The 22,526-nt window shown below is 57.8% G+C and carries 22 protein-coding genes; 6 read left to right on the top strand and 16 right to left on the bottom strand.

The genetic code is table 11. The features are described 5' to 3' along the window. Window positions 1–61 precede the first annotated feature (61 nt). Complete coding sequence (locus ACG2K1_RS12325; protein ID WP_395429409.1) at window positions 62–232, top strand: hypothetical protein; 171 nt, start codon at window positions 62–64, stop codon at window positions 230–232. On the opposite strand, the gene ACG2K1_RS12320 is transcribed toward ACG2K1_RS12325, so the two are convergent. The 3 genes from ACG2K1_RS12320 to ACG2K1_RS12310 are packed head-to-tail and all read right to left on the bottom strand — an operon-like array spanning window position 206 to window position 2,423. After that, complete coding sequence (locus ACG2K1_RS12320) at window positions 206–1,093, bottom strand: NUDIX domain-containing protein (protein ID WP_395429408.1); 888 nt, start codon at window positions 1,091–1,093, stop codon at window positions 206–208. The two genes, ACG2K1_RS12325 and ACG2K1_RS12320, sit on opposite strands and share 27 nt — an antisense overlap. Further along, entirely contained in the window at window positions 1,090–1,839 is a 750-nt protein-coding gene (locus ACG2K1_RS12315) for a class I SAM-dependent methyltransferase (RefSeq protein ID WP_395429407.1), read from the bottom strand. Before ACG2K1_RS12315 ends, ACG2K1_RS12320 begins: the two co-directional genes overlap by 4 nt. Next, complete coding sequence (locus ACG2K1_RS12310; RefSeq protein WP_395429406.1) at window positions 1,836–2,423, bottom strand: type II secretion system protein GspG; 588 nt, start codon at window positions 2,421–2,423, stop codon at window positions 1,836–1,838. The genes ACG2K1_RS12315 and ACG2K1_RS12310 overlap by 4 nt, the downstream gene beginning before the upstream one ends. A gap of 198 nt (window positions 2,424–2,621) precedes the next feature. On the opposite strand from ACG2K1_RS12310, the gene ACG2K1_RS12305 reads away from it, so the two are divergent. The 3 genes from ACG2K1_RS12305 (at window position 2,622) to ACG2K1_RS12295 (ending at window position 5,685) form a co-directional block, all read left to right on the top strand. Beyond that, window positions 2,622–2,855: an EexN family lipoprotein gene (locus ACG2K1_RS12305; protein ID WP_395429405.1), complete on the top strand. Its 234-nt coding sequence runs from the start codon at window positions 2,622–2,624 to the stop codon at window positions 2,853–2,855. 97 nt (window positions 2,856–2,952) lie between these two features. Further along, entirely contained in the window at window positions 2,953–4,323 is a 1,371-nt protein-coding gene (gene purB, locus ACG2K1_RS12300) for an adenylosuccinate lyase (protein WP_395429404.1), read from the top strand. A 150-nt stretch (window positions 4,324–4,473) separates the two neighbouring features. Continuing rightward, entirely contained in the window at window positions 4,474–5,685 is a 1,212-nt protein-coding gene (locus ACG2K1_RS12295; RefSeq protein ID WP_395429403.1) for an NAD(P)/FAD-dependent oxidoreductase, read from the top strand. Window positions 5,686–6,070: 385 nt separating this feature from the next. Here ACG2K1_RS12295 and dxs read toward each other — a convergent pair whose 3' ends face one another. The 3 genes from dxs to ACG2K1_RS12280 all read right to left on the bottom strand — a co-directional run bounded on the left by dxs (window position 6,071) and on the right by ACG2K1_RS12280 (window position 11,065). Then, window positions 6,071–7,963, bottom strand: coding sequence for a 1-deoxy-D-xylulose-5-phosphate synthase (dxs, locus tag ACG2K1_RS12290; RefSeq protein WP_036496228.1), 1,893 nt, complete (start codon window positions 7,961–7,963; stop codon window positions 6,071–6,073). Window positions 7,964–8,246: 283 nt separating this feature from the next. After that, window positions 8,247–10,457, bottom strand: coding sequence for a RelA/SpoT family protein (locus tag ACG2K1_RS12285; protein WP_395429402.1), 2,211 nt, complete (start codon window positions 10,455–10,457; stop codon window positions 8,247–8,249). Window positions 10,458–10,708: 251 nt separating this feature from the next. Next, on the bottom strand, window positions 10,709–11,065 hold the full coding sequence (locus ACG2K1_RS12280; protein WP_402838246.1) for a hypothetical protein: 357 nt from the start codon (window positions 11,063–11,065) through the stop codon (window positions 10,709–10,711). A gap of 453 nt (window positions 11,066–11,518) precedes the next feature. On the opposite strand from ACG2K1_RS12280, the gene grxB reads away from it, so the two are divergent. Continuing rightward, entirely contained in the window at window positions 11,519–12,166 is a 648-nt protein-coding gene (gene grxB, locus ACG2K1_RS12275; protein ID WP_395429401.1) for a glutaredoxin 2, read from the top strand. 134 nt (window positions 12,167–12,300) lie between these two features. On the opposite strand, the gene ACG2K1_RS12270 is transcribed toward grxB, so the two are convergent. Beyond that, window positions 12,301–12,933 (bottom strand): DUF4189 domain-containing protein, encoded by a 633-nt coding sequence (locus ACG2K1_RS12270; protein WP_395429400.1) that lies wholly within the window; start codon window positions 12,931–12,933, stop codon window positions 12,301–12,303. 145 nt (window positions 12,934–13,078) lie between these two features. Between ACG2K1_RS12270 and ACG2K1_RS12265 the strand changes: the two genes are divergently transcribed. Next, on the top strand, window positions 13,079–13,537 hold the full coding sequence (locus ACG2K1_RS12265) for a hypothetical protein (protein ID WP_395429399.1): 459 nt from the start codon (window positions 13,079–13,081) through the stop codon (window positions 13,535–13,537). A 165-nt stretch (window positions 13,538–13,702) separates the two neighbouring features. Here ACG2K1_RS12265 and ACG2K1_RS12260 read toward each other — a convergent pair whose 3' ends face one another. The 9 genes from ACG2K1_RS12260 to ACG2K1_RS12220 all read right to left on the bottom strand — a co-directional run bounded on the left by ACG2K1_RS12260 (window position 13,703) and on the right by ACG2K1_RS12220 (window position 22,444). Beyond that, on the bottom strand, window positions 13,703–14,695 hold the full coding sequence (locus ACG2K1_RS12260; RefSeq protein ID WP_395429398.1) for a virulence RhuM family protein: 993 nt from the start codon (window positions 14,693–14,695) through the stop codon (window positions 13,703–13,705). 275 nt (window positions 14,696–14,970) lie between these two features. Further along, window positions 14,971–15,183, bottom strand: coding sequence for a hypothetical protein (locus ACG2K1_RS12255; RefSeq protein WP_395429397.1), 213 nt, complete (start codon window positions 15,181–15,183; stop codon window positions 14,971–14,973). Window positions 15,184–15,354: 171 nt separating this feature from the next. Next, a complete protein-coding gene (locus ACG2K1_RS12250; protein ID WP_395429396.1) occupies window positions 15,355–18,270 on the bottom strand; it encodes a valine--tRNA ligase in 2,916 nt (971 codons plus the stop codon). Window positions 18,271–18,392: 122 nt separating this feature from the next. Beyond that, on the bottom strand, window positions 18,393–18,686 hold the full coding sequence (locus ACG2K1_RS12245; RefSeq protein WP_009426463.1) for a DNA-binding transcriptional regulator: 294 nt from the start codon (window positions 18,684–18,686) through the stop codon (window positions 18,393–18,395). Between the two features lie 410 nt (window positions 18,687–19,096). Further along, window positions 19,097–19,873, bottom strand: coding sequence for a type I methionyl aminopeptidase (gene map / locus ACG2K1_RS12240; RefSeq protein WP_009426464.1), 777 nt, complete (start codon window positions 19,871–19,873; stop codon window positions 19,097–19,099). Between the two features lie 109 nt (window positions 19,874–19,982). Continuing rightward, window positions 19,983–20,813, bottom strand: a complete 831-nt coding sequence (locus ACG2K1_RS12235; protein WP_009426465.1) for a GNAT family N-acetyltransferase — start codon at window positions 20,811–20,813, stop codon at window positions 19,983–19,985. Window positions 20,814–21,195: 382 nt separating this feature from the next. After that, window positions 21,196–22,032: a PHP domain-containing protein gene (locus tag ACG2K1_RS12230; protein ID WP_009426467.1), complete on the bottom strand. Its 837-nt coding sequence runs from the start codon at window positions 22,030–22,032 to the stop codon at window positions 21,196–21,198. Between the two features lie 9 nt (window positions 22,033–22,041). Continuing rightward, a complete protein-coding gene (locus ACG2K1_RS12225; protein WP_009426468.1) occupies window positions 22,042–22,233 on the bottom strand; it encodes an oxidoreductase-like domain-containing protein in 192 nt (63 codons plus the stop codon). Continuing rightward, a complete protein-coding gene (locus tag ACG2K1_RS12220) occupies window positions 22,211–22,444 on the bottom strand; it encodes an RNA-binding S4 domain-containing protein (protein ID WP_009426469.1) in 234 nt (77 codons plus the stop codon). The genes ACG2K1_RS12225 and ACG2K1_RS12220 overlap by 23 nt, the downstream gene beginning before the upstream one ends. Window positions 22,445–22,526: the final 82 nt, after the last annotated feature.

The raw sequence follows: 22,526 nt of genomic DNA, 5'->3' as shown, positions 1-22,526 counted from the left end.
TTTTTTCGTACAAAGGCCGTCTGAAAACCCCGAAAAGGGTTTTTCAGACGGCCTTTTGACAATGGTTGCCGCCGCTCCCGATTTTCGATTACACCAAATCAAAGCCCGCGCCGGACAGGCAGCCGAATCGGGCGCAATGGGCGTAAAACACGACAAAGGCCGTCTGAAAACCCGCCAAACAGGTTTTCAGACGGCCTCAGTCTTTTCAGACGGCCGTTTGCAGGCGGGTTGAGTGCAAATAGGCCGTCAGCGGGTGTTGCGGCGACAGCAGGCCGCAGCGGCGGAAGAGGTCGAGGGTGACGAGGGCAGCGTCGTTCGTCATTTCGCCGCGTATGACGGCATCGGCGACGGCGTGCGCGTCCATGGCGGCGAAGGCGGACACTTCGCCGTCTTGGTTTTGCGGCGTGAAACCGTCGGGCAGGATGATGTCGTAGAGATACAGGCTTTCGCGGTGCAGGCCGCGTTTGACGGTGTGCAGGCTCATGATGCGGCCGGCGGGAGCGGCGGTATCGAGGAGCTCGGGCGGCAGGCCGGCCTCTTCGCGGCCTTCGCGGCGCATGGCGGCTTCGGGGGTTTCGCCTGCGGCGATACCGCCGCCGGTGAGGTTGTCGAGTTTGCCGGGGTCGACGGCTTTGTGCGGGCTGCGGCGGGCGATGAGGAAACTCCAGCCGTCGGCGCACGGGCTCAGGCCGTTGATGTGCACGGCCTTGCTGTGCAGGCCGAGCGGGCGGAAGGCGGCACGTTCGAGGGCGAATAGTGCCGTGCCGCTGCTGTCGCAGACATCGAAGGTCTCATTGCGCCAGCCGCCGAACAGTCCGGCATCGTGCCAGCCGCGTGCGGTTTGCTGCAACAGGCGCGCCATGTCGTCCCAGCTGCCGCTTTGCAGCAGGAGGCCGTCTGAAAGGATTTGCTGGCTGCCCGGCCAGTCGCGCAGCAGGCGCTGTTGCCAGATGCCGTTGACCATGCCCAGCGGCAGGCCGTTGAGCAGCAGCGGGCGCCAGTCGGGCGCGTGGAAGCGGAAGGTGTCGTGCAGAAAGCCGAGCAGGCCGGTTTGCACGCTGTCGGGCAGGGGGCTGAGACGGGGCAGGTTCATGGCTTGGCGGCGGGCAGGTAGATGTCGAAGCGGGTGGATTTGCCTTCGTAGCGGTAGGAGGGTTTTTCGCCGGCGAGGGTTTCGCCGAGGCGCGGGCGTTTGACGGCGACGCGTTTTGCGGCGGCGGCGCGGGCGGCGGCGAGGAGGGCGGCGTCGTTTTGCGGCTGCGCGGCGCCGATAAGCTGGTGGAAATACGCCATTTCTTTTTTGACGGCGGCGGACTTCTGCCGCGCGGGATACATGGGGTCGAGGCAGACGACGTCGGGGTGCAGCTCGGCGGCGAGGCGGGGCAGCAGTTCGAGGGCGTCGCCGTGGTGCAGGGTGATGCGCTCTGCGGCGGGGGCGGTTTGTCCGTCGGCGAGGGCGCGGCGCAGGCCGTCGGCGAGCAGGCAGGCGGCGGCGGGGTGGCGTTCGATGATGTGGACGGTGAGGCCGTGCGCGGCGAGGACGAAGGCGTCGCGGCCGAGGCCGCCGGTGGCGTCGACCACGAGGGGGGCAGCGGTGTGGTTGACGGCTTTGGCGATGAGTTCGCCGCCGCCTTTTGTGCGCCGGTATTGCGCCGCGCCGCCGGTGAAATCGGCGCGGACGCGGCCTTTTTCGCCTGCTTGGCACAGGCTGATGCCCTCGGCGTCGGCAAGGAGGTAGAGGCCGTCTGAAACGGGGTTTTCAGACGGCCTGAAGCCGTAGTCTTGGGCAATGGCGAGGGCTGCGGCGGGGGCGTCGGCTGCGGCGTTCAACGGAATCACGGTTGTGCCTTTTCTTTGAGCAGGCCGATTTTGCCGCCTGCGGTGTCGGTTGGCGGGACGATGTCGTCGGCGGTGAAGGGAACGCCGTCCGCGCCCGCGCTGCGCAGGTAGTAATGCTCTGCGCCGACGCGCTCGTAGTGGAACAGGCGCGGCGTATCGGTGAGGCGGGTGTCGGTGGGGTCAATCACAAACAGCGGCGTTTTCGGCTGCGCCTGTTGCAGGGCGGCCAGCGATTCGGGGTATTGCCCGTGTTGCAGCTTGTGGAATTCGATGCTTTGCACCAGTTGGCCGAGCTGCTGCTGCGCGAGTTCGACACGCAGTTTGTCGTAAACGCCGCCGCGCTGTTGGAAGCCGAAATAAAACAGCGCGCCGTAAACGGCAACGGAGCAGGCGACGCCGGCGGCGGCAATCAGGGCGGCGATTTTGCCGCCGCGTTTTTTGCGCGCCGCCAAGCCCCAAACGATGGCGGCCAGGCCGAAAGGCAGGCCGAGCAGCGGGATAAAGGAAATGCCCGCCAGCACATAGGCGGCGGGGTGGATGCTGGGCGGACGGGTGACGGCGGCGTGTTCGGTCGTTTGTTCCATGGCGGATTCCTGAAATAAAGGGCAAGAGGCCGTCTGAAAAGATTAAAACAGGGTTTCAGACGGCCTTATTTTAACAATGTTTCTTCCTGCCGTTCCGCTATAATCGCGGCTTTTGTCCGAACAGGAATCCCGCCGCCACGACATTGCCGATTCCGCATTTGAATTCAACAACCCGTTTCGCCCGATAAGGAAACCGCCATGAACAAACTCCTGCTTTCCGCCACCGCCCTGCTCCTGCTCGCCGCCTGTGGCGAAAAAGCACACGATGTGCAGTGGTATCTCGACCATCCCCAAGAGCTGGATGCACAGTTGGATAAATGCAGTAACGATCCCGCCAAGCTGAGAGACACGCCTGCCTGTATCAATGCCAGAGAAGCCGCAGGTAAAAGGTTTATGGGCTACGGCAAGTTCAAGCCTTCATCGGCAAAATAAGTTTCTCCATATCCAAAGCAGCCTGAAAAACCCGCCCATCCCGTTTTTCAGGCTGCCCAAGCCGTTTTCAAAAAACCATCCATTAAGGAATCCCGCTATGATCACCCCGATTTCCGCCCTTTCCCCGCTCGACGGCCGCTACGCCGCCTCCGTCGAAGCCCTACGCCCGATTTTCTCCGAATACGGCCTGATGCGCGCCCGCGTCAAAGTCGAACTGGGCTGGCTCAAAGCCCTTGCCGCCGAGCCGAAAATCAGCGAAGTGCCGCCTTTTGGCAGCTTCACGCTGGCCGAAATCGACCAAGTGGCGGAACACTTCTCGCTCGAAGACGCCGCCGCCGTAAAAGCCATCGAAGCCACCACCAACCACGATGTCAAAGCCATCGAATACTGGCTCAAAGAACGCTTCGCCGGCGTACCCGAAGTGGCCGCCGCCGCCGAGTTCATCCACTTTGCCTGCACCAGCGAAGACATCAACAACCTCTCCCACGCCCTGATGCTGCGCGAAGCGCGCGAAGCCGTATTACTGCCCAAGCTCGCCGAAATCATCGACAAACTCACCGGCATGGCACACGATTTGGCCGCCATCCCCATGATGAGCCGCACCCACGGCCAGCCCGCCACGCCCACCACACTCGGTAAAGAAATCGCCAACGTGGTTTACCGCCTGCAACGCCAGAAAAAACAGCTCGAACAGCAGGAAATCCTCGGCAAAATCAACGGCGCGGTGGGCAACTACAACGCCCATCTGGCCGCCTATCCCGACGTGGATTGGGAAGCACACTGCCGCCGCTTCGTCGAAACCGGCTTGGGGCTGACCTTCAACCCCTACACCATCCAAATCGAACCGCACGACTACATGGCCGAGTTTTTCCAAACCCTCGCGCGCATCAACACCATCCTGATTGATTTCAACCGCGACGTATGGGGCTACATCTCGCTCGGTTACTTCAAACAAAAAGTCAAAGCGGGCGAAGTCGGCTCGTCCACCATGCCGCACAAAGTCAACCCCATCGACTTTGAAAACTCCGAAGGCAACCTCGGCATGGCCAACGCCGTACTCGGTTTCCTCGCCGAAAAACTGCCCGTATCCCGCTGGCAGCGCGACCTTACCGACAGCACCGTGCTCCGCAATATGGGCGTGGGCGCGGGCTATACCCTGCTCGGTTTCGCCGCCCACTTGCGCGGCCTGAACAAACTCGAGCCGAACCCTGCCGCGCTGGCTGCCGATTTGGACGCAACGTGGGAGCTTCTGGCCGAGCCGATTCAAACCGTGATGCGCCGCTACGGCGTGGCCAACCCCTACGAAAAACTCAAAGACCTCACGCGCGGCAAAGACGGCATCACGCCCGAAGTGCTCAAAGCGTTTGTCGAATCGCTCGACATCCCCGCCGAGGCCAAAGCCGGCCTGCTCGCGCTCACGCCCGCGCTGTATGTGGGCAAAGCCGAAGAATTGGCGCAGCGCATTTGAGGCCGTCTGAAAAGGCCGGCCGAACCTTTTCAGACGGCCTTTTTACCGCCTGCCGCATATGCCGTGCGATTGTCAGAAAACGGCACCACCGTTACAATAACGAAAACAAACAAACAAAAAATTCCGTAATTTAACAAACAGGGGGACGTTGTGGCTGCATTTATCTACGATGTTGTGATTGTCGGCGCAGGGCCTGCCGGTTCTGTGGCGGCGGCCTTGCTGAACAAGCAGGGCTTCAATGTCTGCGTACTCGAAAAGCAGCATTTTCCGCGTTTTGTTATCGGCGAGAGCCTGCTGCCCTACGCGATGGACATCTTGCAGGAAGCCGGGCTGCTGCGTGCCGTGCAGGCCGCCGGTTTGGGTTTCCAATACAAAAACGGCTTCGCCTTCTCATGGGGCGAGCGCTACACCTCGTTCAGCTTTTTGGACAAATTCAGCGCAGGCAACGACACCGCCTTCAACGTGCAGCGCGCCGAGTTCGACCTGCTCCTGATCCGCGAAGCGGAAAAACAGGGCGTGGCCGTGCGCTTTGGCGAAACCCTGAAAAAATTCGACAACGAAGGCAATACCGCGCTGCTCACCGTCGAGCGTGACAACGGCGACACCTACGACATGGAAGCCCGCTTCGTCCTCGACGCCAGCGGCTTCTACCGCGCCCTGCCCCGCCTGATGAACTGGGAGCTGCCGCCCGAAACCGTTATGCGCCAGGTGCATTTCACCCATATCGACGACCGCATCACCTCCCCCAAATTCGACCGCAACAAAAACCTCGTCTGCATCCACCCCGAACACCGCGACGTATGGGTCTGGCTCATCCCCTTCGCCAACGGCCGCAGCTCCATCGGCGTAGTCGGCGAAGAACACTACTTCCGCCACGAAAGCACCGCCAACATCCTGAAAGAAACCGTTGCCGAAATCCCCTTCCTCGCCGAAATCCTCGCCGACGCCAAATGGGACAACGGCTTCCCCTTCCGCTACCTGCCCGGCTACACCACCAAAGGCAAAGGCCTCTACGGCCGCCACTTCGCCCTTTTGGGCGCCTCGGGCGAATTTCTCGACCCCGTCTTCTCCTCCGGCGTCACCATCGCCGTGCACTCCTCCAAACTGGCCGCCGACTGCGTGGCACGCGAACTGCGCGGCCTGCCCGTAGACTGGAAAAACGAGTTTGCCGTACCGCTCACCACCGGCGTCAACGCCTTCGGCAGCTACATCAACGGCTGGTACGACGGCCGCTTCCAAGACCTGATTTTCGACGTCGACAAAGACAGCGAACTCTGCCGCATGGTCTGCGCCATCCTCGCCGGCTACGCCTGGGACAGGGAAAACCCCTGCGTGCGCGATTCGCAAATACTGTTTGCCTGACCCGCTCCCGCCCGCACCTTCGGGGCGCAGATGCAGGAATGATGTTTCCGCAACACGGTTTTCACAGTTAAAACCCCGCCGCGAACAGCCGAAGAGGCCGTCTGAAATCTTTTCAGACGGCCTCTTCGCTATGTACAGGATATGCAGCGCACCCATGCGGACGACGAATATCCGACACCGCAAAATCTGCCGCCGCAAACCGCATTCGTCGTAGGGCGGCAGATACGGAACGGCTGTGTCGGGCGGAGATTTGACTTGCGATGATTTTGCCCAGTATGCGGCTTATGCCGTTTTCTTTGATGACGGGTTCGGGCTTTGCCGTTTCAGACGGCCTCCACAGATTGAGGCCGTCTGAAACGGCAAATGCGGCACGGTTTTCCGGTTTTCAGACGGCCTCTCGGGCGAAGGCGGCGATGCGTTCGGCGAGCCGCTCTGCGCTGAGGCCGAGTTTGTCGAGCAGGAGTTTGGGGTCGCCGTGGTCGGTAACGGTGTCGGGGATGCCGATAAGGAGGACGGGTTTCAGACGGCCTTCGGCGGCGAGCATTTCGAGGACGGCACTGCCCGCTCCGCCGCAAACGGCGTTTTCTTCGGCGCAGACGAGATAATCGTGGCTGTCGGCCAGTTGCAGGACGAGTTCTTTGTCGAGCGGTTTGACGAAACGCATGTCGGCGACGGTGGCGTCCAGTGTTTCGGCGGCTTCTAGGGCGGGGGCAACCATGCTGCCGAAGGCGAGGACGGCGATGCATTTGCCCTGTCGGCGGATGATACCTTTGCCGACGGGCACGGTGTCGAGGCCGTCTGAAACTTGTGCGCCGCAGCCTGTGCCGCGCGGGTAGCGCACGGCGGCGGGGGTGTCCAGCGCGTAGCAGGTGGAGAGCAACAGGCGGCATTCGTTTTCGTCGCTGGGGGCGGCGACGGTCATGTTGGGAATGCAGCGCAGGAAGCTGAGGTCGTAGGCGCCGGCGTGGGTGGGGCCGTCGGCGCCGACGATGCCGGCGCGGTCGATGGCAAAGAGCACGGGCAGGTTTTGCAGGGCGACGTCGTGCACGAGTTGGTCGTAGCCGCGCTGCAAAAAGGTGGAGTAGATGGCGACGACGGGTTTGACGCCTTCGCAGGCGAGGCCGGCGGCGAAGGTGACGGCGTGCTGTTCGGCGATGCCGACGTCGAAATAGCGTTCGGGAAAGCGTCGGGCAAATTCGACGAGGCCGCTGCCTTCGCGCATGGCGGGGGTGATGGCGGCGAGGCGGGGATCGGCTTCGGCCTGGTCGCACAGCCAGCGGCCGAAGATTTCGGTGTAGGTGGGACGCGCGGCGGGCGCGGGGGCGGCGGCTTCGGCGGGGGCTGGGGTTTTGCCGATGGCGTGGTATTTGACGGGGTCGTTTTCGGCGAGTTTGTAGCCCTGGCCTTTTTTGGTGACGACGTGCAAGAGCTGAGGGCCTTTTCTGCGCCGCAGCTCGGACAGGGTTTCGACGAGTTTGCCGACGTTGTGGCCGTCGACGGGGCCGGTGTAGGCGAAGCCGAAGTTTTCAAACAGGGAGAGGGATTGTTTGATGTGTTCGCTCTCGCCCGCCAGCGATTTGATGGTTTCTTCGGCTTTTTGCGCGATTTCTTTGACGGCGGGGAGTTTGCCGAGCACTTTGTCGGAGCGGGCTTTGATGGTGCTGAGCAGGCCGTGCATGTCGCGCATGACGTTGCGGGCGAGGTATTTGGGCAGGGCGCCGACGTTGGGCGAGATGGACATTTCGTTGTCGTTGAGGATGACGAGCAGGTCGGTGTCGGCCATGTCGCCCGCGCAGTTGAGGGCTTCGAAGGCTTGTCCGGCGGTCATTGCGCCGTCGCCGATAATGGCGACGCTGCGGGCGCTGCGCCCGGCGAGTTTGTCGGCCACGGCCATGCCCAGTGCGGCGCCGATGGAGGTGGAGGAGTGACCGACGCCGAAGTCGTCGTATTCGCTTTCGCTGCGTTTGGGGAAACCGGCGAGGCCGCCGAACTGGCGCATGGTGTCCATGCGGTTTTTGCGGCCGGTGAGAATTTTGTGGGGATAGCTTTGGTGGCCGACGTCCCAAACCAGATGGTCGTTCGGCGTGTCGTAAACGTAATGCAGGGCGACGGTGAGTTCGACCGCGCCGAGGTTGCTGGCGAAGTGGCCGCCGGTTTTGCCGACGGATTCGAGCAGGAAGGCGCGGATTTCGCCGCACAGCTGCGGCAGCTCGGCGGGGGCGAGCAGGCGCAGGTCTTGCGGCAGGGCGACGTTGTCCAGTAGGGGCGTTTGGCTCATGGTGTTCTTTATCTTGATTTGAACAGGCCGTCTGAAAACGGGTTTTCAGACGGCCTTTGTGTTTCGGCGCGGCGGATTATATAGCAACAGGCGGGGCGGACGATATGGCAAAAGACCGTCTGAAAGCGGTTTTTTCCTTTCAGACGGCCTCTTTGCGCGGCGGCAGCCGCACGTTCCGACAAAGCGGCACAGGGATAAAGGCCGTCTGAAAACACTTCGACAAAGTGAAAACCCGTTTTGGCTGCGCCGAAGCTGTGCTTTCAGACGGCCTCTGTCCAAGCGGCTACAAACGGGTGACGGATAGCACGCCTTTGATTTCGCTCAGGCCGACCAAGACGCGCGGCAAGTCGCCGACCTGGCGGATTTCCAGCGTAAACCGCATGCTGGCTTCGAGATCGCGCGACTGGGTTTGCACGCCGGTGACGTTGATTTTGTGACGGGCTAGGTTGTCGGACACGTCGCGCAAGAGGCCGGAGCGGTCTTGCGCGCGGATCTCGATGTCGACGGCGAACACCTGTCCGCTCTCGGCGCCGTTCCATGCGGCGGGCAGCACTTTGTCGGGCGACTGGCGGGCAAGGTTTTGCAGCGCGGGGCAGCTGCTGCGGTGGACGGAAATGCCGCGTCCGCGTGTGACAAAGCCGGTGATGTCGTCGGGCGGCGCGGGTTTGCAGCATTTGGCCAGCACGGTCATCAGGCCGCCTTCGCCGTCGATCAGAACGCCGCCGGACTGGCTGCTTTTGATTTTCGACTGTTTGACGATGCTGCTTTCGCTCACGGGCGCGGGCGGCGGCTCGTTCAATGCGCCCGCGGCCTTCTGTACGGCGCGCGGCGTGATTTCGCCCTGGCCGACGGCGGTGTAGAGGTCTTCCGTTTTGCCAAAGCCGAGTTTGTCGCAAAGCTGCTGCAAATTAGGCTTGAAGGGGATTTTGGCGAGGATTTTTTCCAGCTGCTGTTTGCCGTTTTCGCGCACGGCTTCGGCGTTTTGGCGGCGGATGTAGGCGCGGATTTTGCCGATGGCTTTGTGCGATTTGACCCAGCCTTCGTAGAGCCAGTTTACCGAGGGCTCGCCTTCTTTGGCGGTGATGATTTCGACGCGCTGGCCGTTTTCCAGCGGTGTAGACAGCGGCACAATCTGGCCTTCGACTTTCGCGCCGCGGCAGCGGTCGCCGATGCTGCTGTGCAGGGCATAGGCAAAGTCGATGGGCGTCGCGCCGACGGGCAGCGACAGCACTTTACCGTGCGGCGTGAGGACGTAAATGGTGTCGTTGAACAGCTCGGTTTTGAAGGCGGCGGCGAGGTCTTCTTTGCCGCTTTCGGCCATGTTTTCGCGCCAGTCGAGCAGTTGGCGCAGCCAGGCGATTTTCTGCTCGTAGGCCGCGTCGCCCTTGCCGCCTTCTTTGTAACGCCAGTGGGCGGCCACGCCGAATTCGTTGAACTGGTGCATTTCAAAGGTGCGGATCTGCACTTCCACGCCTTTGTCTTCGGGGCCGACAATCACGGTGTGCAGCGACTGGTAGCCGTTGCCTTTGGGGTTGGCGATGTAGTCGTCGAACTCGCCGGGGATGGGCTGCCACAGGCTGTGGACGATGCCGAGGGTGGTGTAGCACTCGGGCACGGTATCCACCAGAATCCGCACGGCGCGGATGTCGTACAGCCCGTCGAAACCGAGCTTTTTCTTTACCATTTTTTTGTAGATGGAATAGATGTGCTTCGGCCGGCCGGCCACGTCGTAGCGGATGCCGTATTTGTCGAGTTCGCCGCGCAGGGTGTTGAGGAAGCTTTCGATATATTCGAGGCGCTCGGTGCGTTTTTCGTCGAGCAGCTTGGCGATTTCGCGGTATTTTTCGGGATTTTGGTGGCGGAAACCCAAATCTTCGAGCTGCCATTTGAGCTGCCACACGCCCAAGCGGTTGGCCAGCGGCGCGAAAATATCCAGCGTTTCTTTGGCCAATGCGCGTTTTTCGGGGCTGTCGGGCACGCTGCCGAGAAAGTGCAGGGTTTGCGTGCGCAGGGCGAGTTTGACAATCACGACGCGGATGTCCGACACCATCGCCAGCAGCATTTTCCGCATGGTTTCCGCCTGCTCGGCGCGCTCTTCGGGCGTGTTCAGGTTGTCGACGCGGGCGAAGTGGGTAAGCTTCTGCACTTCGTCGATGCCGCGCACCAGATCGGCCACGGTTTTGCCGCAGGTTTCGGCAACGGCCTCATACCAGCCTTCGCGGCAGGACGAAATGTCGGCCAGCACGGTGGCGGCAACGGCTTCGGGCAGCAGGTCGATTTCCGCCACCAGCCGCGCCGCTTTCAAAAGATGCGGCAGCAGCGGCTCGCCCATCGGCGTGGCGGCATCGGCAGGATAGGCTTTCTGCGCTGCCGCCAGCGCCTGCCGCAGCATGGCGGCTTCCGCCTCGGGTTGCGCGGCGGCATACTGTTCGAGCCATTGTTTGGCCGTCTGAAAACCGTCTGATGCGTCAGGCAGGGAAGTTGCGTCAACCATAATGCGCTCCGAATCCGATCAGGAAAAAGACGGCGCATTGTAGCCCAATGCCGCCGTGCCGATAAGGCGCAAAAGCCGATATATCAAGAAGCAGCGTTTATCAGCCGTTTCCGCCTGCGCGGGAATGGCGTTTCTGAAAGAACACGGACGGCATAGTGCGGACACGAACCCTGCCACCCTGTCCGCTTTACAAACGGCAGGCATAACAAAAGCGGCCGGAAAAACCGGCCGCTTTTTCTGGCGGATTGCGATTAGCTCAGGTTGCGTTCTACTTCGATCAGCGAACGGCGGGCCAAAGCCAAGTTGGATTTGGAGTGATCCAGTACGGAGTACAGGAACAGGCCTTCGTGTTTTTTCAGCGGGCGGATCAGGTGGTACTGTTTGCCCAAGGTGATCAGGATGTCTTCGATTACGTCGTTGATGCCGAGCATTTTCATGGTTTTCATTTTGGCGCTCACCACTTCGGTGTTACCCGCAGCAGCGATTTCCAAGTCGATTGAGGGCGAACCGCCGCCGGCCAGCATCATGCCGCTTTCGAAATCCACAACGGCGGCAGCCAGTGCGCCGTCAACATTCAACATTTCCGATACCGCTTTATTGTAATTCATAATAAACTCCAAAGATAACAAGTTAGTAAGAGGAACCGGCAGCTCTATCGGCGAAGCCGGCATATTCCGTTTGTTTCGATAATGTGATGTGGTTTTTATACCGGACCGCCCGGCGACGATTACCGCGCTTGTGTGTGCGGCGGTAAAGTTGTGCGCAGTATATGCCTGCGTTTTAATTAAGTAAACCGCACAGGCAGGCAAACTGCCTGTGCGGTACCTTACCATTTATCCTGAAAATCTACCGATTGTCGGTTTGGCGAAAAATATTCTATAAAAAACAACCATCAAGAATTGATTAAATTTTAGACATTTATTTTTGTAAAAAATGGTTAATTCGTCATTCGAAACAACACTTTGGCATTTATCCGGATTTGTCGGTATGATTCTGCCGCACCCTTTGCGGGGTTTGCGGCCGGTTTATCCGATCAATCTGTCAGACAAAAAGGAGATGCGATGAAGCTTTATATTTACGACCACTGCCCGTTCTGCGTCCGCGCGCGCATGATTTTCGGCTTGCGCGGCCTGCCGGTTGAAGAGGCCGTTTTGTTAAACGACGACGAAGCCGCGCCCATTGCGATGATAGGCGCGAAGCAGCTGCCGATTCTGGAAAAAGACGACGGTTCGTTTATGGGCGAAAGCCTCGATATCGTGCGCCACATCGATGAAACGGCAGGAAAAGGCCGTCTGAAAGAAGACATCCGCCCCGAAATCCAAGCTTGGTTCGACAGGGTCACCCAATACTCCAAAAAGCTTATCCAGCCGCGCGACGTGCTGGCGGGTTTGCCCGAGTTTGCCACGCAGTCGGCAATCGATTATTTCACCGAGCGCAAGGAAAAGCTGATCGGCAGCTTTGCCGCCAACCTCGAAAAAACCGAAGGGCTTTTGGCGCAGCTTGCCGGCGATTTGGCCGAGCTGGAAGCGCTTGTGGTTTCGCCCGAAGCGCTGGGCGGCGTTTTGGGCATGGAAGACATCATCGTTTTTCCGATTCTGCGCAACCTCACCATCGTGCGCGGCTTGCAGATGCCGCCGAAAACGGCCGACTATGTCCGCCGGATGTCGGCTTTGAGCGGTGTGCCGCTGCTGGCGGACAAGGCCGTCTGAAAGCGCAACTCCGACAAAGTTAAAGGCCGTCTGAAAACAGGTTTCAGACGGCCTTTCTGTTCAAACTGTAAGCACATCGGGCTACCCGCCCAAAACGGCACTCATAACGATACGGCTTTCCTTAGTCGCCCGTGCTAGCGGATAAACGAAGGCATTTTCTGCATTCTGCCGCCGTTTTTATTGGGGAAGATATATGCGGGGTCTTCGTAGCGGCAGGTCGGATCGGTCATCAGATTGCATGGTGTGGCGCATGAAGCTGGCGCACCGGGGACGGGTATGCAGTTTGTGCCGCCGTGGTGTTTGCAGGAAGCAACCGCTACTTTTTTGGCAAACTCGCCGGTGGGGCCGTAGCCCATGTCGTTAATGGGCTTGTTTTTATAGCCTTGCGACATGGCAAAACACAAATTGCTGTAAATAATATAGGTTTGGCAGTTTTTACCGCCATTTTGAAGGCATTGTTTTACTGCATCTGCCGAAGCGGCTTCGGGGGTGTCGAAGGCTTTATCGGTTACCCATACCATTTTTATCTCGGGAGAAGCGGCGTATGCGCCCCATTTGCGCGGTCGCATTTGGCGCGTGGACAATTCGGCGGCGGAAGGCAGTTTTTCCATGTCTTCCACAATGGGCATCATATTTTGCACTTGCTCCGCAGTGGGGCCGCTGCTGCCTTTGGCGGCTTGAAGAAGTTCGTAAGCAAGCGAGCCTTGGCAGCCGGACAACAGCAGGCTGAGCGCGCCGGCCGCCAACAGATGTTTTTTGTTCAACAAGATACAACTCCTTTCAGATAATAATGGTCAAAACAGGTATCGCCGTGCAGCACGCGATTATACAAGGTTCATATCGCTTTCGCCTCCGCAGCCTTATAATGCGCGGCTTGAGTGTCCGTTTATTTTATTTTTGCTAAGGGAAATTATGTTTTCACCAAAATCCGCTTTGAAATCCGTTTTGCTGTTGTCCGCCGCCGTGCTGACGCTTGCCGGTTGCGAAACGGTGGACAAAATTATGAGTGCCGACATCTCGCCGCACGGCGCAATCAACGCGGCGCGCAGGGGCGTGGCCGGCGCGCGTTTCAAAGGCAAGCACATTGTTTCGGCGTATGCGGAACTCGGTAAGGCCGACGATATCCAGCACGGAATTATCCAGGAAGGCAAACTCAAAGGGCAGGAAGGCTACATTTACACTTGGACGGATGTCAGCCAAAACAGCGAATCGACCCATTATCTCGGCACGGGCTACCACAGCGACGGCAGCCAAACCAATTATTACGAGCGCGGCGTAACCAATTTCACCCGCTACCGCTATTTCATTACCGACACCAACCACGTTATCCGCGATTACAAAGAAAGCGAACATCGGTCGCGGGTGCGGTAGGTTTTGCCTCAGGCTAAAAGCAGCCTGAAAGTATGGTTGGGATTTTAAAAGGCCGTCTGAAAAGGGTTTCAGACGGCTTTTTTTGTTTTCAGGCTGCTTGGGTTGTCAGAACCAATATTTTCCAACAACCGAGTTCGGCTTGCGCCAACCGTTGCCAACCGTTGTTTAGCGTTTTTCCAATTCCGCCTGCCAGTTTTCCAGTTCGCGCAAGTCTTCGGTTTCGTCGGCGGCCAGTTTGGCAGCTTTGCGTGCCTGGTTAAACAGCGCGTATTGTTCTTGGGCGAACAGCTCCATTTGGCGGTGCGTGCGGCCGCCTTTGTCTTGCAATACGGGGAAACCGTTGAAACCAATCAGACTATCCACATTGCCGCGCCAGAAATCCAGCGCCAGGTCTTGGCGGTTTTTCACGCGCAGTTCCGCGCTTTCCAAGAAAATCATCACCAAACGGTTGAGCGTGTCCAACTCGTCGGCAGACAGATAGTTTTTCGCCACCACAATATCGCCTTTACGCACTATCCTCCCTTTCCATGAGGTCAAGCCCATATTCGGCAGCGCGGCATCGGCGCGGGTGCAGACCAGTTCGGCCGCCGTTTGGCGGGTAACGGCGAAAATCAGCTTGTTTTGCGTTTCGGCAAAAAACATCTGCGCCGCCTTATCGGTTTTGTCGTAGTCGCTGGATAGGGCGAACAAATCGCGCACTTTCTGATAAAACCGTGCTTCGCTGGCACGGATTTCGCGGATTTCCGCCAGCAGTTCGTCAAAATAGTCCAAACGCCCCTGCGGATTTTTCAGCCGTTCTTTGTCCAGCAAAAAACCTTTGTCCAAATAGGTGCGAAGCTGCGTATTCGCCCAACGGCGGAACTGCACCCCGCGCGGGCTGCGGACGCGGAAACCGACTGCCAGAATCATATCCAGCGCGTAATGCTTGACCTGATACTGCTTGCCGTCTTGGGCAGTTATCAGGAAATACTTGATAACTGAATTTCCATCTAACTCATTGTCTGACAATATATTATTGATGTGTTCAGATATATTTTGCACCGAGGTGGCAAAAAGTTCGGCGAGCTGGTTTTGCGTCAGCCAGGCTTCGCCGTCGGACACCAGCAGGGAAACATGGCTTTGGCCGTCGTCGGTGTTGTAGATGATTAGGTTGTCCATAGGAATTCCGTTTGCGGCAGCCTGAAAAGGTTTTCAGGCTGCTTGGTTGGTGCTCAATGTTTGGCGGTATTGTAAAGGCGTTTGAGTGCGATGGGGGCTTGGTATAGGGGAAAGGTTTCAGGCTGCCTTGGGGAAGGCAGCCTGAAAATGGAGAGACCGTCTGAAAGGTGGGGTTCAGACGAACTTTGGGTAGCTTGGGTTGTAAACCCAACGCAAAACAGATGGTTTAATGGTTTTGTTGGGTCTTGACCCAACCTACGCTTGCTGAAAATTTGTTATTGAAGATGTAGATAACCTTTGTCATCTGCACGTATAACTCCATCTTTTATAACTTTTCTGAATCCAGCTTTAGCTGCTTCTTTCTCTGCTGTTGAGGTGTTTATTCCCTCATAATAAGCGTCTACTAAATCATCTAATGTATAACGCCCAGAACCTTTTTCTTCAAGAAAATTTTTTGCAAAAATTTCTGGATTTGTCTCGGTAATCATAATATTAAATCCTCATGAATAAGAAAGTTAAGTTAGCCAATAATGGCAAAATTCAAAATAATGGTAATTGAAATTATTTCAACCCCATTGGATCAAATATTTTTGATGTGATAAAGCAGCCTGAAAACCACTCCATCATTTTCAGGCTGCCTTTCTCACAACCCAACAATACTACCCTTTCAACTTCGCCAACTGCCCTTCAACCTTCGCCATCTTATCCGTCAGCTCCGCCAAATCCGCCTTATCCTTCTCCACCAGATGCGCGGGGGCTTTGTCGGTGTAGCCGGGTTTGGCGAGTTTGGCGTTGAGTTTGTCCAAGGCTTTTTGCAGCTTTTCGGCTTCTTTGCTCAAACGGGCGGTTTCGGCGGCTTTGTCGATTTCTACTTTGAGCATCAGGCGTGCGCCGTTGCACACGGCGACGGGGGCGTCTTCGGCTTCGGGCAGTTTGTCCACCAGCTTGGCTTCGGTGAGGCGGGCGAGGGCGGGCAGGTATTTGAGCAGGTCGGCCAGTTCGCTGCCGCCTTCGACAAACAGCGGGGCTTTGACATTGGGGGCGATGCCCATTTCGCCGCGCAGTTTGCGCACTTCTTCCACCAGCTCTTTCAGGCTGCCCATTTTGTCGAAGGCGGCGGGGACGATTTTTTCTTGGTCGGCAACGGGGTAGGCGGCGAGCATGATGCTGTCGCTGTGTTTGGCGTTTGCCAGCGGGGCGACGGTTTGCCACAGCTCTTCGGTGATAAAGGGCATGATGGGGTGCAAGAGGCGCAGGATGGCTTCGAGTACGCGCACGAGGGTGCGGCGCGTGGTGCGCTGGGTGGTGGGGCAGCCGGTTTGGATTTGCACTTTGGCCAATTCGATATACCAGTCGCAATAGTCGTTCCACACGAATTCGTACAGCGTTTGCGCGGCCAAGTCGAAGCGGTAGGTTTCAAATGCTTCGGCAGCGGCGGCTTCGGTTTGTTGCAGGCGGCCGATAATCCATTGGTCGGCGAAGGTGTAGGCCAGCGGCTGGGTTTCGTCTTGGCCGCAGTCTTGGTTTTCGGTGTTCATCAGCACAAAATTGGTGGCGTTCCAGATTTTGTTGCAGAAGTTGCGGTAGCCTTCGGCACGTTTGAAGTCGAAGTTGACGCTGCGGCCGAGGCTGGCGTAGCTCGCCATGGTGAAGCGTAATGCGTCCGCGCCCATGCTTGGAATGCCTTCGGGGAAGAGTTTTTTGGTTGCTTCTTCCACTTTCGGCGCGGTTTCAGGTTTGCGCAGGCCGGTGGTGCGTTTCACCAGCAGCTTGTCCAAGTCGATGCCGTCAATCAAATCGACGGGGTCGATGACGTTGCCTTCGGATTTGGACATTTTTTTGCCTTCGTGGTCGCGCACGATGCCGTGGATGTACACGTCTTTAAACGGTACTTTGCCGGTGAAGTGGGTGGTCATCATAATCATGCGCGCCACCCAGAAGAAGATGATTTCGTAGCCGGTGACCAAAACGTTGGACGGCAGGAAGGCTTTGAGTTCGTCGGTTTCAGACGGCCAGCCGAGCGTGGAAAACGGCACGAGCGCGGAGGAGAACCATGTGTCCAATACGTCTTCTTCGCGGGTCAAGCCTGTTTTGCCGGCTTGTTTTTCGGCTTCTTCCTGATTGCGGGCAACGTAAACATTGCCTTCGTTGTCGTACCACGCAGGGATTTGATGCCCCCACCACAGTTGGCGCGAGATACACCAGTCTTGGATGTTGTTCATCCATTGGTTGTAGGTGTTGACCCAGTTTTCAGGGATAAAGCGTACCGCGCCGCTGTCGACGGCTTTTTTGGCTTTTTCGGCGAGACTCAAGCCTTTGAATTCGCTGTCAGGCTCAGGAAATAGTGGCTGACTGCGGAAAGTTATTTGACCACTACCATTTTCATGCATTTGGTTAATACGATCCATGCTAACCTTATCCAATTGGTTTGGTTTACCCTTCATAGAGACAAACCATTGGCTGGTCAGCATCGGTTCAATCACCGAACCTGTGCGGTCGCCTTTCGGCGTCATCAGCGTGTGCGCTTTGATTTCGACCAGCAAGCCTTGTTCCTGCAAATCGGCGACCATTTGTTTACGCGCGGCAAATCGGTCCAAGCCTGCATATTTTTCAGGCAGGGCAAAGCCTTGTTGCGCTTCGCCTTTGAAGTTGAACACTTCGGCGTTTGCCAGCACTTTGGCTTCCAAATCGAACACGTTAATCAGGCGCGTGTCGTGGCGTTTGCCGACTTCGTAGTCGTTGAAGTCGTGCGCAGGCGTGATTTTTACGCAGCCGGTACCGAAGTCTTTTTCGACGTATTCGTCGGCAATCACGGGGATGGTGCGGCCGGTCAGCGGCAGAATTAATTCCTTGCCAATCAAATGGGTATAACGTTCGTCTTCAGGATTGACGGCAACGGCAACGTCGCCCAGCAGCGTTTCGGGACGGGTGGTCGCCACGATAACGGCTTCGGCGGGATTGTCCGCCAGCGGATAGCGGATGTGCCACATAGAGCCTTGTTCTTCCACGCTTTCCACTTCCAAATCCGATACCGCCGTACCCAAAACCGGATCCCAGTTTACCAAGCGTTTGCCGCGATAAATCAAGCCCTGTTCATACAGGCGTACGAACACTTCGGTCACGGTTTCGGCGCGCACGTCGTCCATCGTGAAATACTCGCGCGTCCAGTCGGCAGAGCAGCCCACGCGGCGCATTTGTTGGGTAATCGTGCCGCCGGAAACTTCTTTCCATTCCCACACTTTTTCCAAGAATTTTTCGCGCCCCAAGTCATGACGGGACACGTTTTGCGCGGCAAGCTGGCGCTCAACCACGATTTGCGTGGCGATGCCCGCGTGGTCGGTGCCCGGAATCCAGGCGGTGTTGCAGCCTTTCATGCGGTAATAGCGCGTGAGGCCGTCCATAATCGTCTGGTTGAACGCGTGTCCCATGTGCAGCGTGCCGGTTACGTTGGGCGGCGGAAGCTGGATGGCAAACGAGGGTTTCGCCAAATCCATATCGGGGGCGAAATAGCCTTTGCTTTCCCAGTTTTGGTAGTGTTTGCTTTCGATGTCAGAGGGGGAGTATTTGTCGAGCATGGGGAGGTTTCTGTATTGATTTGAAAACAGCGGATTATAGCGCAAAGGCCGTCTGAAAAAAGCAATCCCCAAGCGGCGCGGCGCTTGGGGATATGGGTTTGGGAAGTGGATACATCGCTGTTTCAGGGATTTTCTGTTTTTTCGAGTTGTTTGAGCAGGCGGTGGTAGGTTTCGGCTTCCTGTTCTTTAAGCAGTTTGAGCAGATGGTAGTCGCGACCGTTTACTTTTTCCAAATCGACGCGCTCGATGTGTACCAGGCGCAGCAGCTCGCGCACGGGCTTGGGCATATTACGGCCGGATTCGTAGCGGGAACCGCCGGATTGGGTAACACCGATTTTGCTCCAGAATTCGCTTTGATTCAGGCCGAGCTTTTTCCGTATGTCACGGATGTTTGACAGTTGGGGAAATGTAGACATTCTTAACTTCCTTAACAAATAACAGACTTTTTTCTTAATGCGGTGCGGAAATCCGACTCTGAGGGACGGTTTCCTACCCATTTTCACGTGTGGGAATTATAGAGACGGGATATTCGGATTTAAACCCTGTTTTCAACAACTTAATCAAAATTTAAAATCTATCTGACTATGCCAACCAAAACATTTAATTCCGATACTTATCCATACCGAAATTAATCATTACAAACAAACCTTATCCGAACCAAACCGAATCTTGTGTGTAGTATAAAGTAACCGAGCCGAAAATAAAAGGTTATTTTTTAGAACAAACGGCGCAAATCAGTATAATTTAAAAACAATAACGCCGTGTGACTATACCACCACGGCGCTCTGTTTTTTTACACTGCTTAACGTTTTGTTTTCTCTGCGGCTTACGGCTTGCCGCTTGCGGGGCTGACGGTGAGGATTTCGTATCCTGTTTCGGTCACCAGCACCTCGTGTTCCCACTGGGCGGAGAGCGAGCGGTCTTTGGTGACCACTGTCCAGCCGTCGGCCAGGATTTTCAGATGGCGTTTGCCTTGGTTGATCATCGGTTCGACGGTGAAAATCATGCCGGGTTTCAACACCAGCCCATGTCCTTTGCGGCCGTAGTGCAGCACCTGCGGTTCGCAGTGGAATTCGCGGCCGATGCCGTGGCCGCAGAATTCCTGCACCACGGAATAGCCCGCGTTTTCGGCCACCTGCTGGCAGGCATGGCCGACGTCGCCGAGCGTGGCACCGGGTTTGACTTCGGCGATGCCCGCCATCATGGCTTCGTGCGTCACGTCGATCAGTCGGCGGGCGACGGGGGAAATCGTGCCGACGGCGTACATGCGGCTGGAATCGCCGTGGAAGCCGTCTTTTTTGATGGTGACGTCGATATTGACGATGTCGCCGTTTTTCAGCGGTTTGTCGTTGGGGATGCCGTGGCAGATAACGTTGTTGACGGATGTGCAGCAGGATTTGGGATACGGCGGGTTGCCGTAGTTCAGCGGCGCGGGATAGCCGCCCTGTACGTTGACGTGGTAGTCGTAGATGAGTTTGTCGATTTCGTTGGTGGTGACGCCGGGTTTGACGAATTGGCCGATGTAGTCGAGCGCTTCGGCGGCCAGGCGGCCGAGTTCGCGCATTTTTTCGATTTCTTCGGGGGTGTGGATGATTACTGCCATAGCGGTTTTGCCGTTTATCAATCAATAAATAATGAGGCGGCGATTATAGCGCGAAACGGCAAAGGCCGTCTGAAAGCGGGGTTTCAGACGGCCTTCAAACTGCGGCGGCTCAAGGGCGGAAGGAATCGGTTTGGCAGACGAAGCGGTAGGCGCCGATGGCAAAGCCGTGGCGGAAATAGAGGCGGTGCGCTTCGGCGCGTTCGAGACCCGCATCGGCAGCGGCGTGGATTTGTGCAATGTTTTCGGCCCGCGCGAACGCGGCCACGGCTTGCAGCAGCAGGCGGCAGCAGCCGCGCCCGCGCATCTGCGGCACGGTAACCAAATCATCAATCAGAATATGCCTGCCCGCCGAGAGGCTGGTGGCGGTGCGCAGGCCGCATACGGCGACGGCGTTGTTTTTGCCCGCTTCAAACACGCCGAACAAGCGGTAGCCTTCGGGGCGCTGGCCGTTGTCCACCTGCTCGGCGAAGCGGTTGGCATCGGTCAGCTCGGGGCGCAATACGCTTAACGCGGGGAAGGCCAGCTTGGTGTCGCCCGCTGCAATTTCGCGCACGATCAGGCTGTGTTCCGCCTCTGTTACGGGGGCGGGCTGCGGCGCGGGGGCGCTTTGTTCCGACACGGGCGCTGCGGCGGGCGGCTGTTCGCGCGTCAGGGCGGCGAGGCCGTCTGCATCGAGCACCTGCAAATCGTTGTCGGCGGCAAAGTCCATCAGGAAGCGGAACATCGGCGGATTGATGGTTTCCAACCTCGTACCCACGGCGACGCTGCGCACTTTGCCGACCAGAAGCGGCCGCACCCATTCGTGGTAGGACAGGCGGTTGCCCTTGTCGAACGACGACAGGATGCCGCACAGGCGTTCCGCCCAATCGCTCGGACGGAAGACTTTGCCTTTGCAGGTTGTGCCGTAGATAACGATTTCGTCGGGGTTGGGGGTGAACATCGCGGCCTCTTTTCTTGGTTTTTTCGCAGACTGTGAGGGGGCGGATTATAGCGCAGGAGGAGGACAGGCGCAGCCGCGCGCCAAAGGCCGTCTGAAAGCGGATCTCCAATGAAGTTGGCACAGAAAACGCGTTTCAGACGACCTTTTTGTTCCGGTGCGGGAAAAGTTACGGAGGCTTGTAAACGCCGTTTGCGTGCAGGCGGGAGCGGACTTTGCCTGCGCGGATTCGTCACACGAGCTCAATATAACGGCATCCGTTTCCGGCGCTTCCTTCGCTGGGACATTGAGGCCGTCTGAAACGCGCCCGTACGGTTTTAACTTCGTGAAATCCTTGCTTTCAGACGGCCTGAACACGGCGCGGCAACGGAGCGGGAACGCGTTTTCAGACGGCCTTAAAGTGTTCCCATACCGGCCGGCAGCCTTTCGGCAACTCGGGACACGCGCCGAGGATGCCGCCGGAGAAGTCGCCCAAGCGGTGGAAATCGCTGCCTGCGCTGGCGAGCAGGCCGTAGCGTTCGGCGAGCAGGGCGTAGTTGAGGCTGTCGTTTTTGCTGCAGCTGCCGCTGTGCACTTCGATACCCGCGCCGCCCAAGGCTTTGAATTCTTCAAACAGGCGGCGTTTGGCGGTGGCGGAAAAGCCGTAGCGCATGGGGTGGGCAACCACGGCGAGGCCGCCCGCGCCGTTGACGGCGGCCACGCAGTCGGCCAGCTCTGCCCATTGGTGCGGCACGGCGCAGGATTTTCCCTCGCCCAGATATTTGGTGAACGCCTGCTGTTTGTTGCGGACATGGCCTTGTTGGATAAGGAAGTCGGCGATGTGGGTGCGGCTGACCATTTCGGGGTTGGCGGCCAGCGCGAGCGCGCCTTCGTATGCGCCGACGATGCCTTTTTTCTCCAGCTTGGCGGCGATGGCTTCGAGGCGTTTCAGACGGCCTTGGCGCACGGCGGCAAGCAGGTTTTGCAGCGCGGTGTTGTTCTCGTCAAAATCAAGGCCGACGATGTGGACGGTGTTGCCGTGCCACGTTACCGAGATTTCCACGCCGCTGACAAAGCGCAAACCGAGCGCGGCGGCTTCGGCGCGGGCTTCGGCGAGGCCGCCGGTGTGGTCGTGGTCGGTGAGCGCGAGCAGGGTGCAGCCGTTTTGATACGCGAGGCGCACGACTTCGGCGGGGCTTAAGCGGCCGTCTGAAACGGTGGAATGGCAGTGCAAATCTATCATAATGTACTTTCAGACGGCCTCATTATTTTGATTTTCCAACTGTTTTTTCTGTGCGTCGTAGGCCGCTTTTTCGCGGCGGTAGATTTCAAAAGTGCAGGCATCGCCGCATTCGCTGCCGCAGCATTCCCAGTCTTCGGGGCGCACGGGTTCGGGCAGCAGATTTTCAGACGGCCTCATATCAGGCTTCGGGGTCGCAGCCATTGGCAATCTCCAATCTTGCGCCGTCAAACTCAATCACTTCGCCGCCGTGTATTTTCGCCGTTTTGCGTGTTTCCACTTCGCCGTTACGCAACACGTTTCCCGCCGCAATCAGCATTTTCGCCTGCCCGCCGCTTTCGGCCAATCCGGCGAGTTTCAACAGGTCGCACAGGGCGATGTATTCTTTGTCTTCCAAGTAAACGACGGCTTCCATAGATAATCCTTTTTAGAAATGAACGGATTATAGCGTATATCAACCGCATTCGGCGGCCTTGACAGCGCGGATTGCGCTCAAC

Source organism: Neisseria sp. 23W00296 (assembly GCF_044772855.1).
GTDB lineage: Bacteria > Pseudomonadota > Gammaproteobacteria > Burkholderiales > Neisseriaceae > Neisseria.
Note: the sequence above shows the minus strand (reverse complement) of the source record. Positions and strands in the feature narration are given on the sequence as shown.

Bases quoted from the DNA above. Each gene is read 5' to 3' on its own strand.
- ACG2K1_RS12325 (WP_395429409.1), top strand. From the start codon at position 62: ATGGTTGCCGCCGCTCCCGATTTTCGATTACACCAAATCAAAGCCCGC.
- ACG2K1_RS12320 (WP_395429408.1), bottom strand. From the start codon at position 1,093: ATGAACCTGCCCCGTCTCAGCCCCCTGCCCGACAGCGTGCAAACCGGC.
- ACG2K1_RS12310 (WP_395429406.1), bottom strand. From the start codon at position 2,423: ATGGAACAAACGACCGAACACGCCGCCGTCACCCGTCCGCCCAGCATC.
- ACG2K1_RS12305 (WP_395429405.1), top strand. From the start codon at position 2,622: ATGAACAAACTCCTGCTTTCCGCCACCGCCCTGCTCCTGCTCGCCGCC.
- purB (WP_395429404.1), top strand. From the start codon at position 2,953: ATGATCACCCCGATTTCCGCCCTTTCCCCGCTCGACGGCCGCTACGCC.
- dxs (WP_036496228.1), bottom strand. From the start codon at position 7,963: ATGAGCCAAACGCCCCTACTGGACAACGTCGCCCTGCCGCAAGACCTG.
- ACG2K1_RS12285 (WP_395429402.1), bottom strand. From the start codon at position 10,457: ATGGTTGACGCAACTTCCCTGCCTGACGCATCAGACGGTTTTCAGACG.
- ACG2K1_RS12280 (WP_402838246.1), bottom strand. From the start codon at position 11,065: ATGAATTACAATAAAGCGGTATCGGAAATGTTGAATGTTGACGGCGCA.
- grxB (WP_395429401.1), top strand. From the start codon at position 11,519: ATGAAGCTTTATATTTACGACCACTGCCCGTTCTGCGTCCGCGCGCGC.
- ACG2K1_RS12265 (WP_395429399.1), top strand. From the start codon at position 13,079: ATGTTTTCACCAAAATCCGCTTTGAAATCCGTTTTGCTGTTGTCCGCC.
- ACG2K1_RS12260 (WP_395429398.1), bottom strand. From the start codon at position 14,695: ATGGACAACCTAATCATCTACAACACCGACGACGGCCAAAGCCATGTT.
- ACG2K1_RS12255 (WP_395429397.1), bottom strand. From the start codon at position 15,183: ATGATTACCGAGACAAATCCAGAAATTTTTGCAAAAAATTTTCTTGAA.
- ACG2K1_RS12250 (WP_395429396.1), bottom strand. From the start codon at position 18,270: ATGCTCGACAAATACTCCCCCTCTGACATCGAAAGCAAACACTACCAA.
- ACG2K1_RS12245 (WP_009426463.1), bottom strand. From the start codon at position 18,686: ATGTCTACATTTCCCCAACTGTCAAACATCCGTGACATACGGAAAAAG.
- map (WP_009426464.1), bottom strand. From the start codon at position 19,873: ATGGCAGTAATCATCCACACCCCCGAAGAAATCGAAAAAATGCGCGAA.
- ACG2K1_RS12235 (WP_009426465.1), bottom strand. From the start codon at position 20,813: ATGTTCACCCCCAACCCCGACGAAATCGTTATCTACGGCACAACCTGC.
- ACG2K1_RS12230 (WP_009426467.1), bottom strand. From the start codon at position 22,032: ATGATAGATTTGCACTGCCATTCCACCGTTTCAGACGGCCGCTTAAGC.
- ACG2K1_RS12225 (WP_009426468.1), bottom strand. From the start codon at position 22,233: ATGGCTGCGACCCCGAAGCCTGATATGAGGCCGTCTGAAAATCTGCTG.
- ACG2K1_RS12220 (WP_009426469.1), bottom strand. From the start codon at position 22,444: ATGGAAGCCGTCGTTTACTTGGAAGACAAAGAATACATCGCCCTGTGC.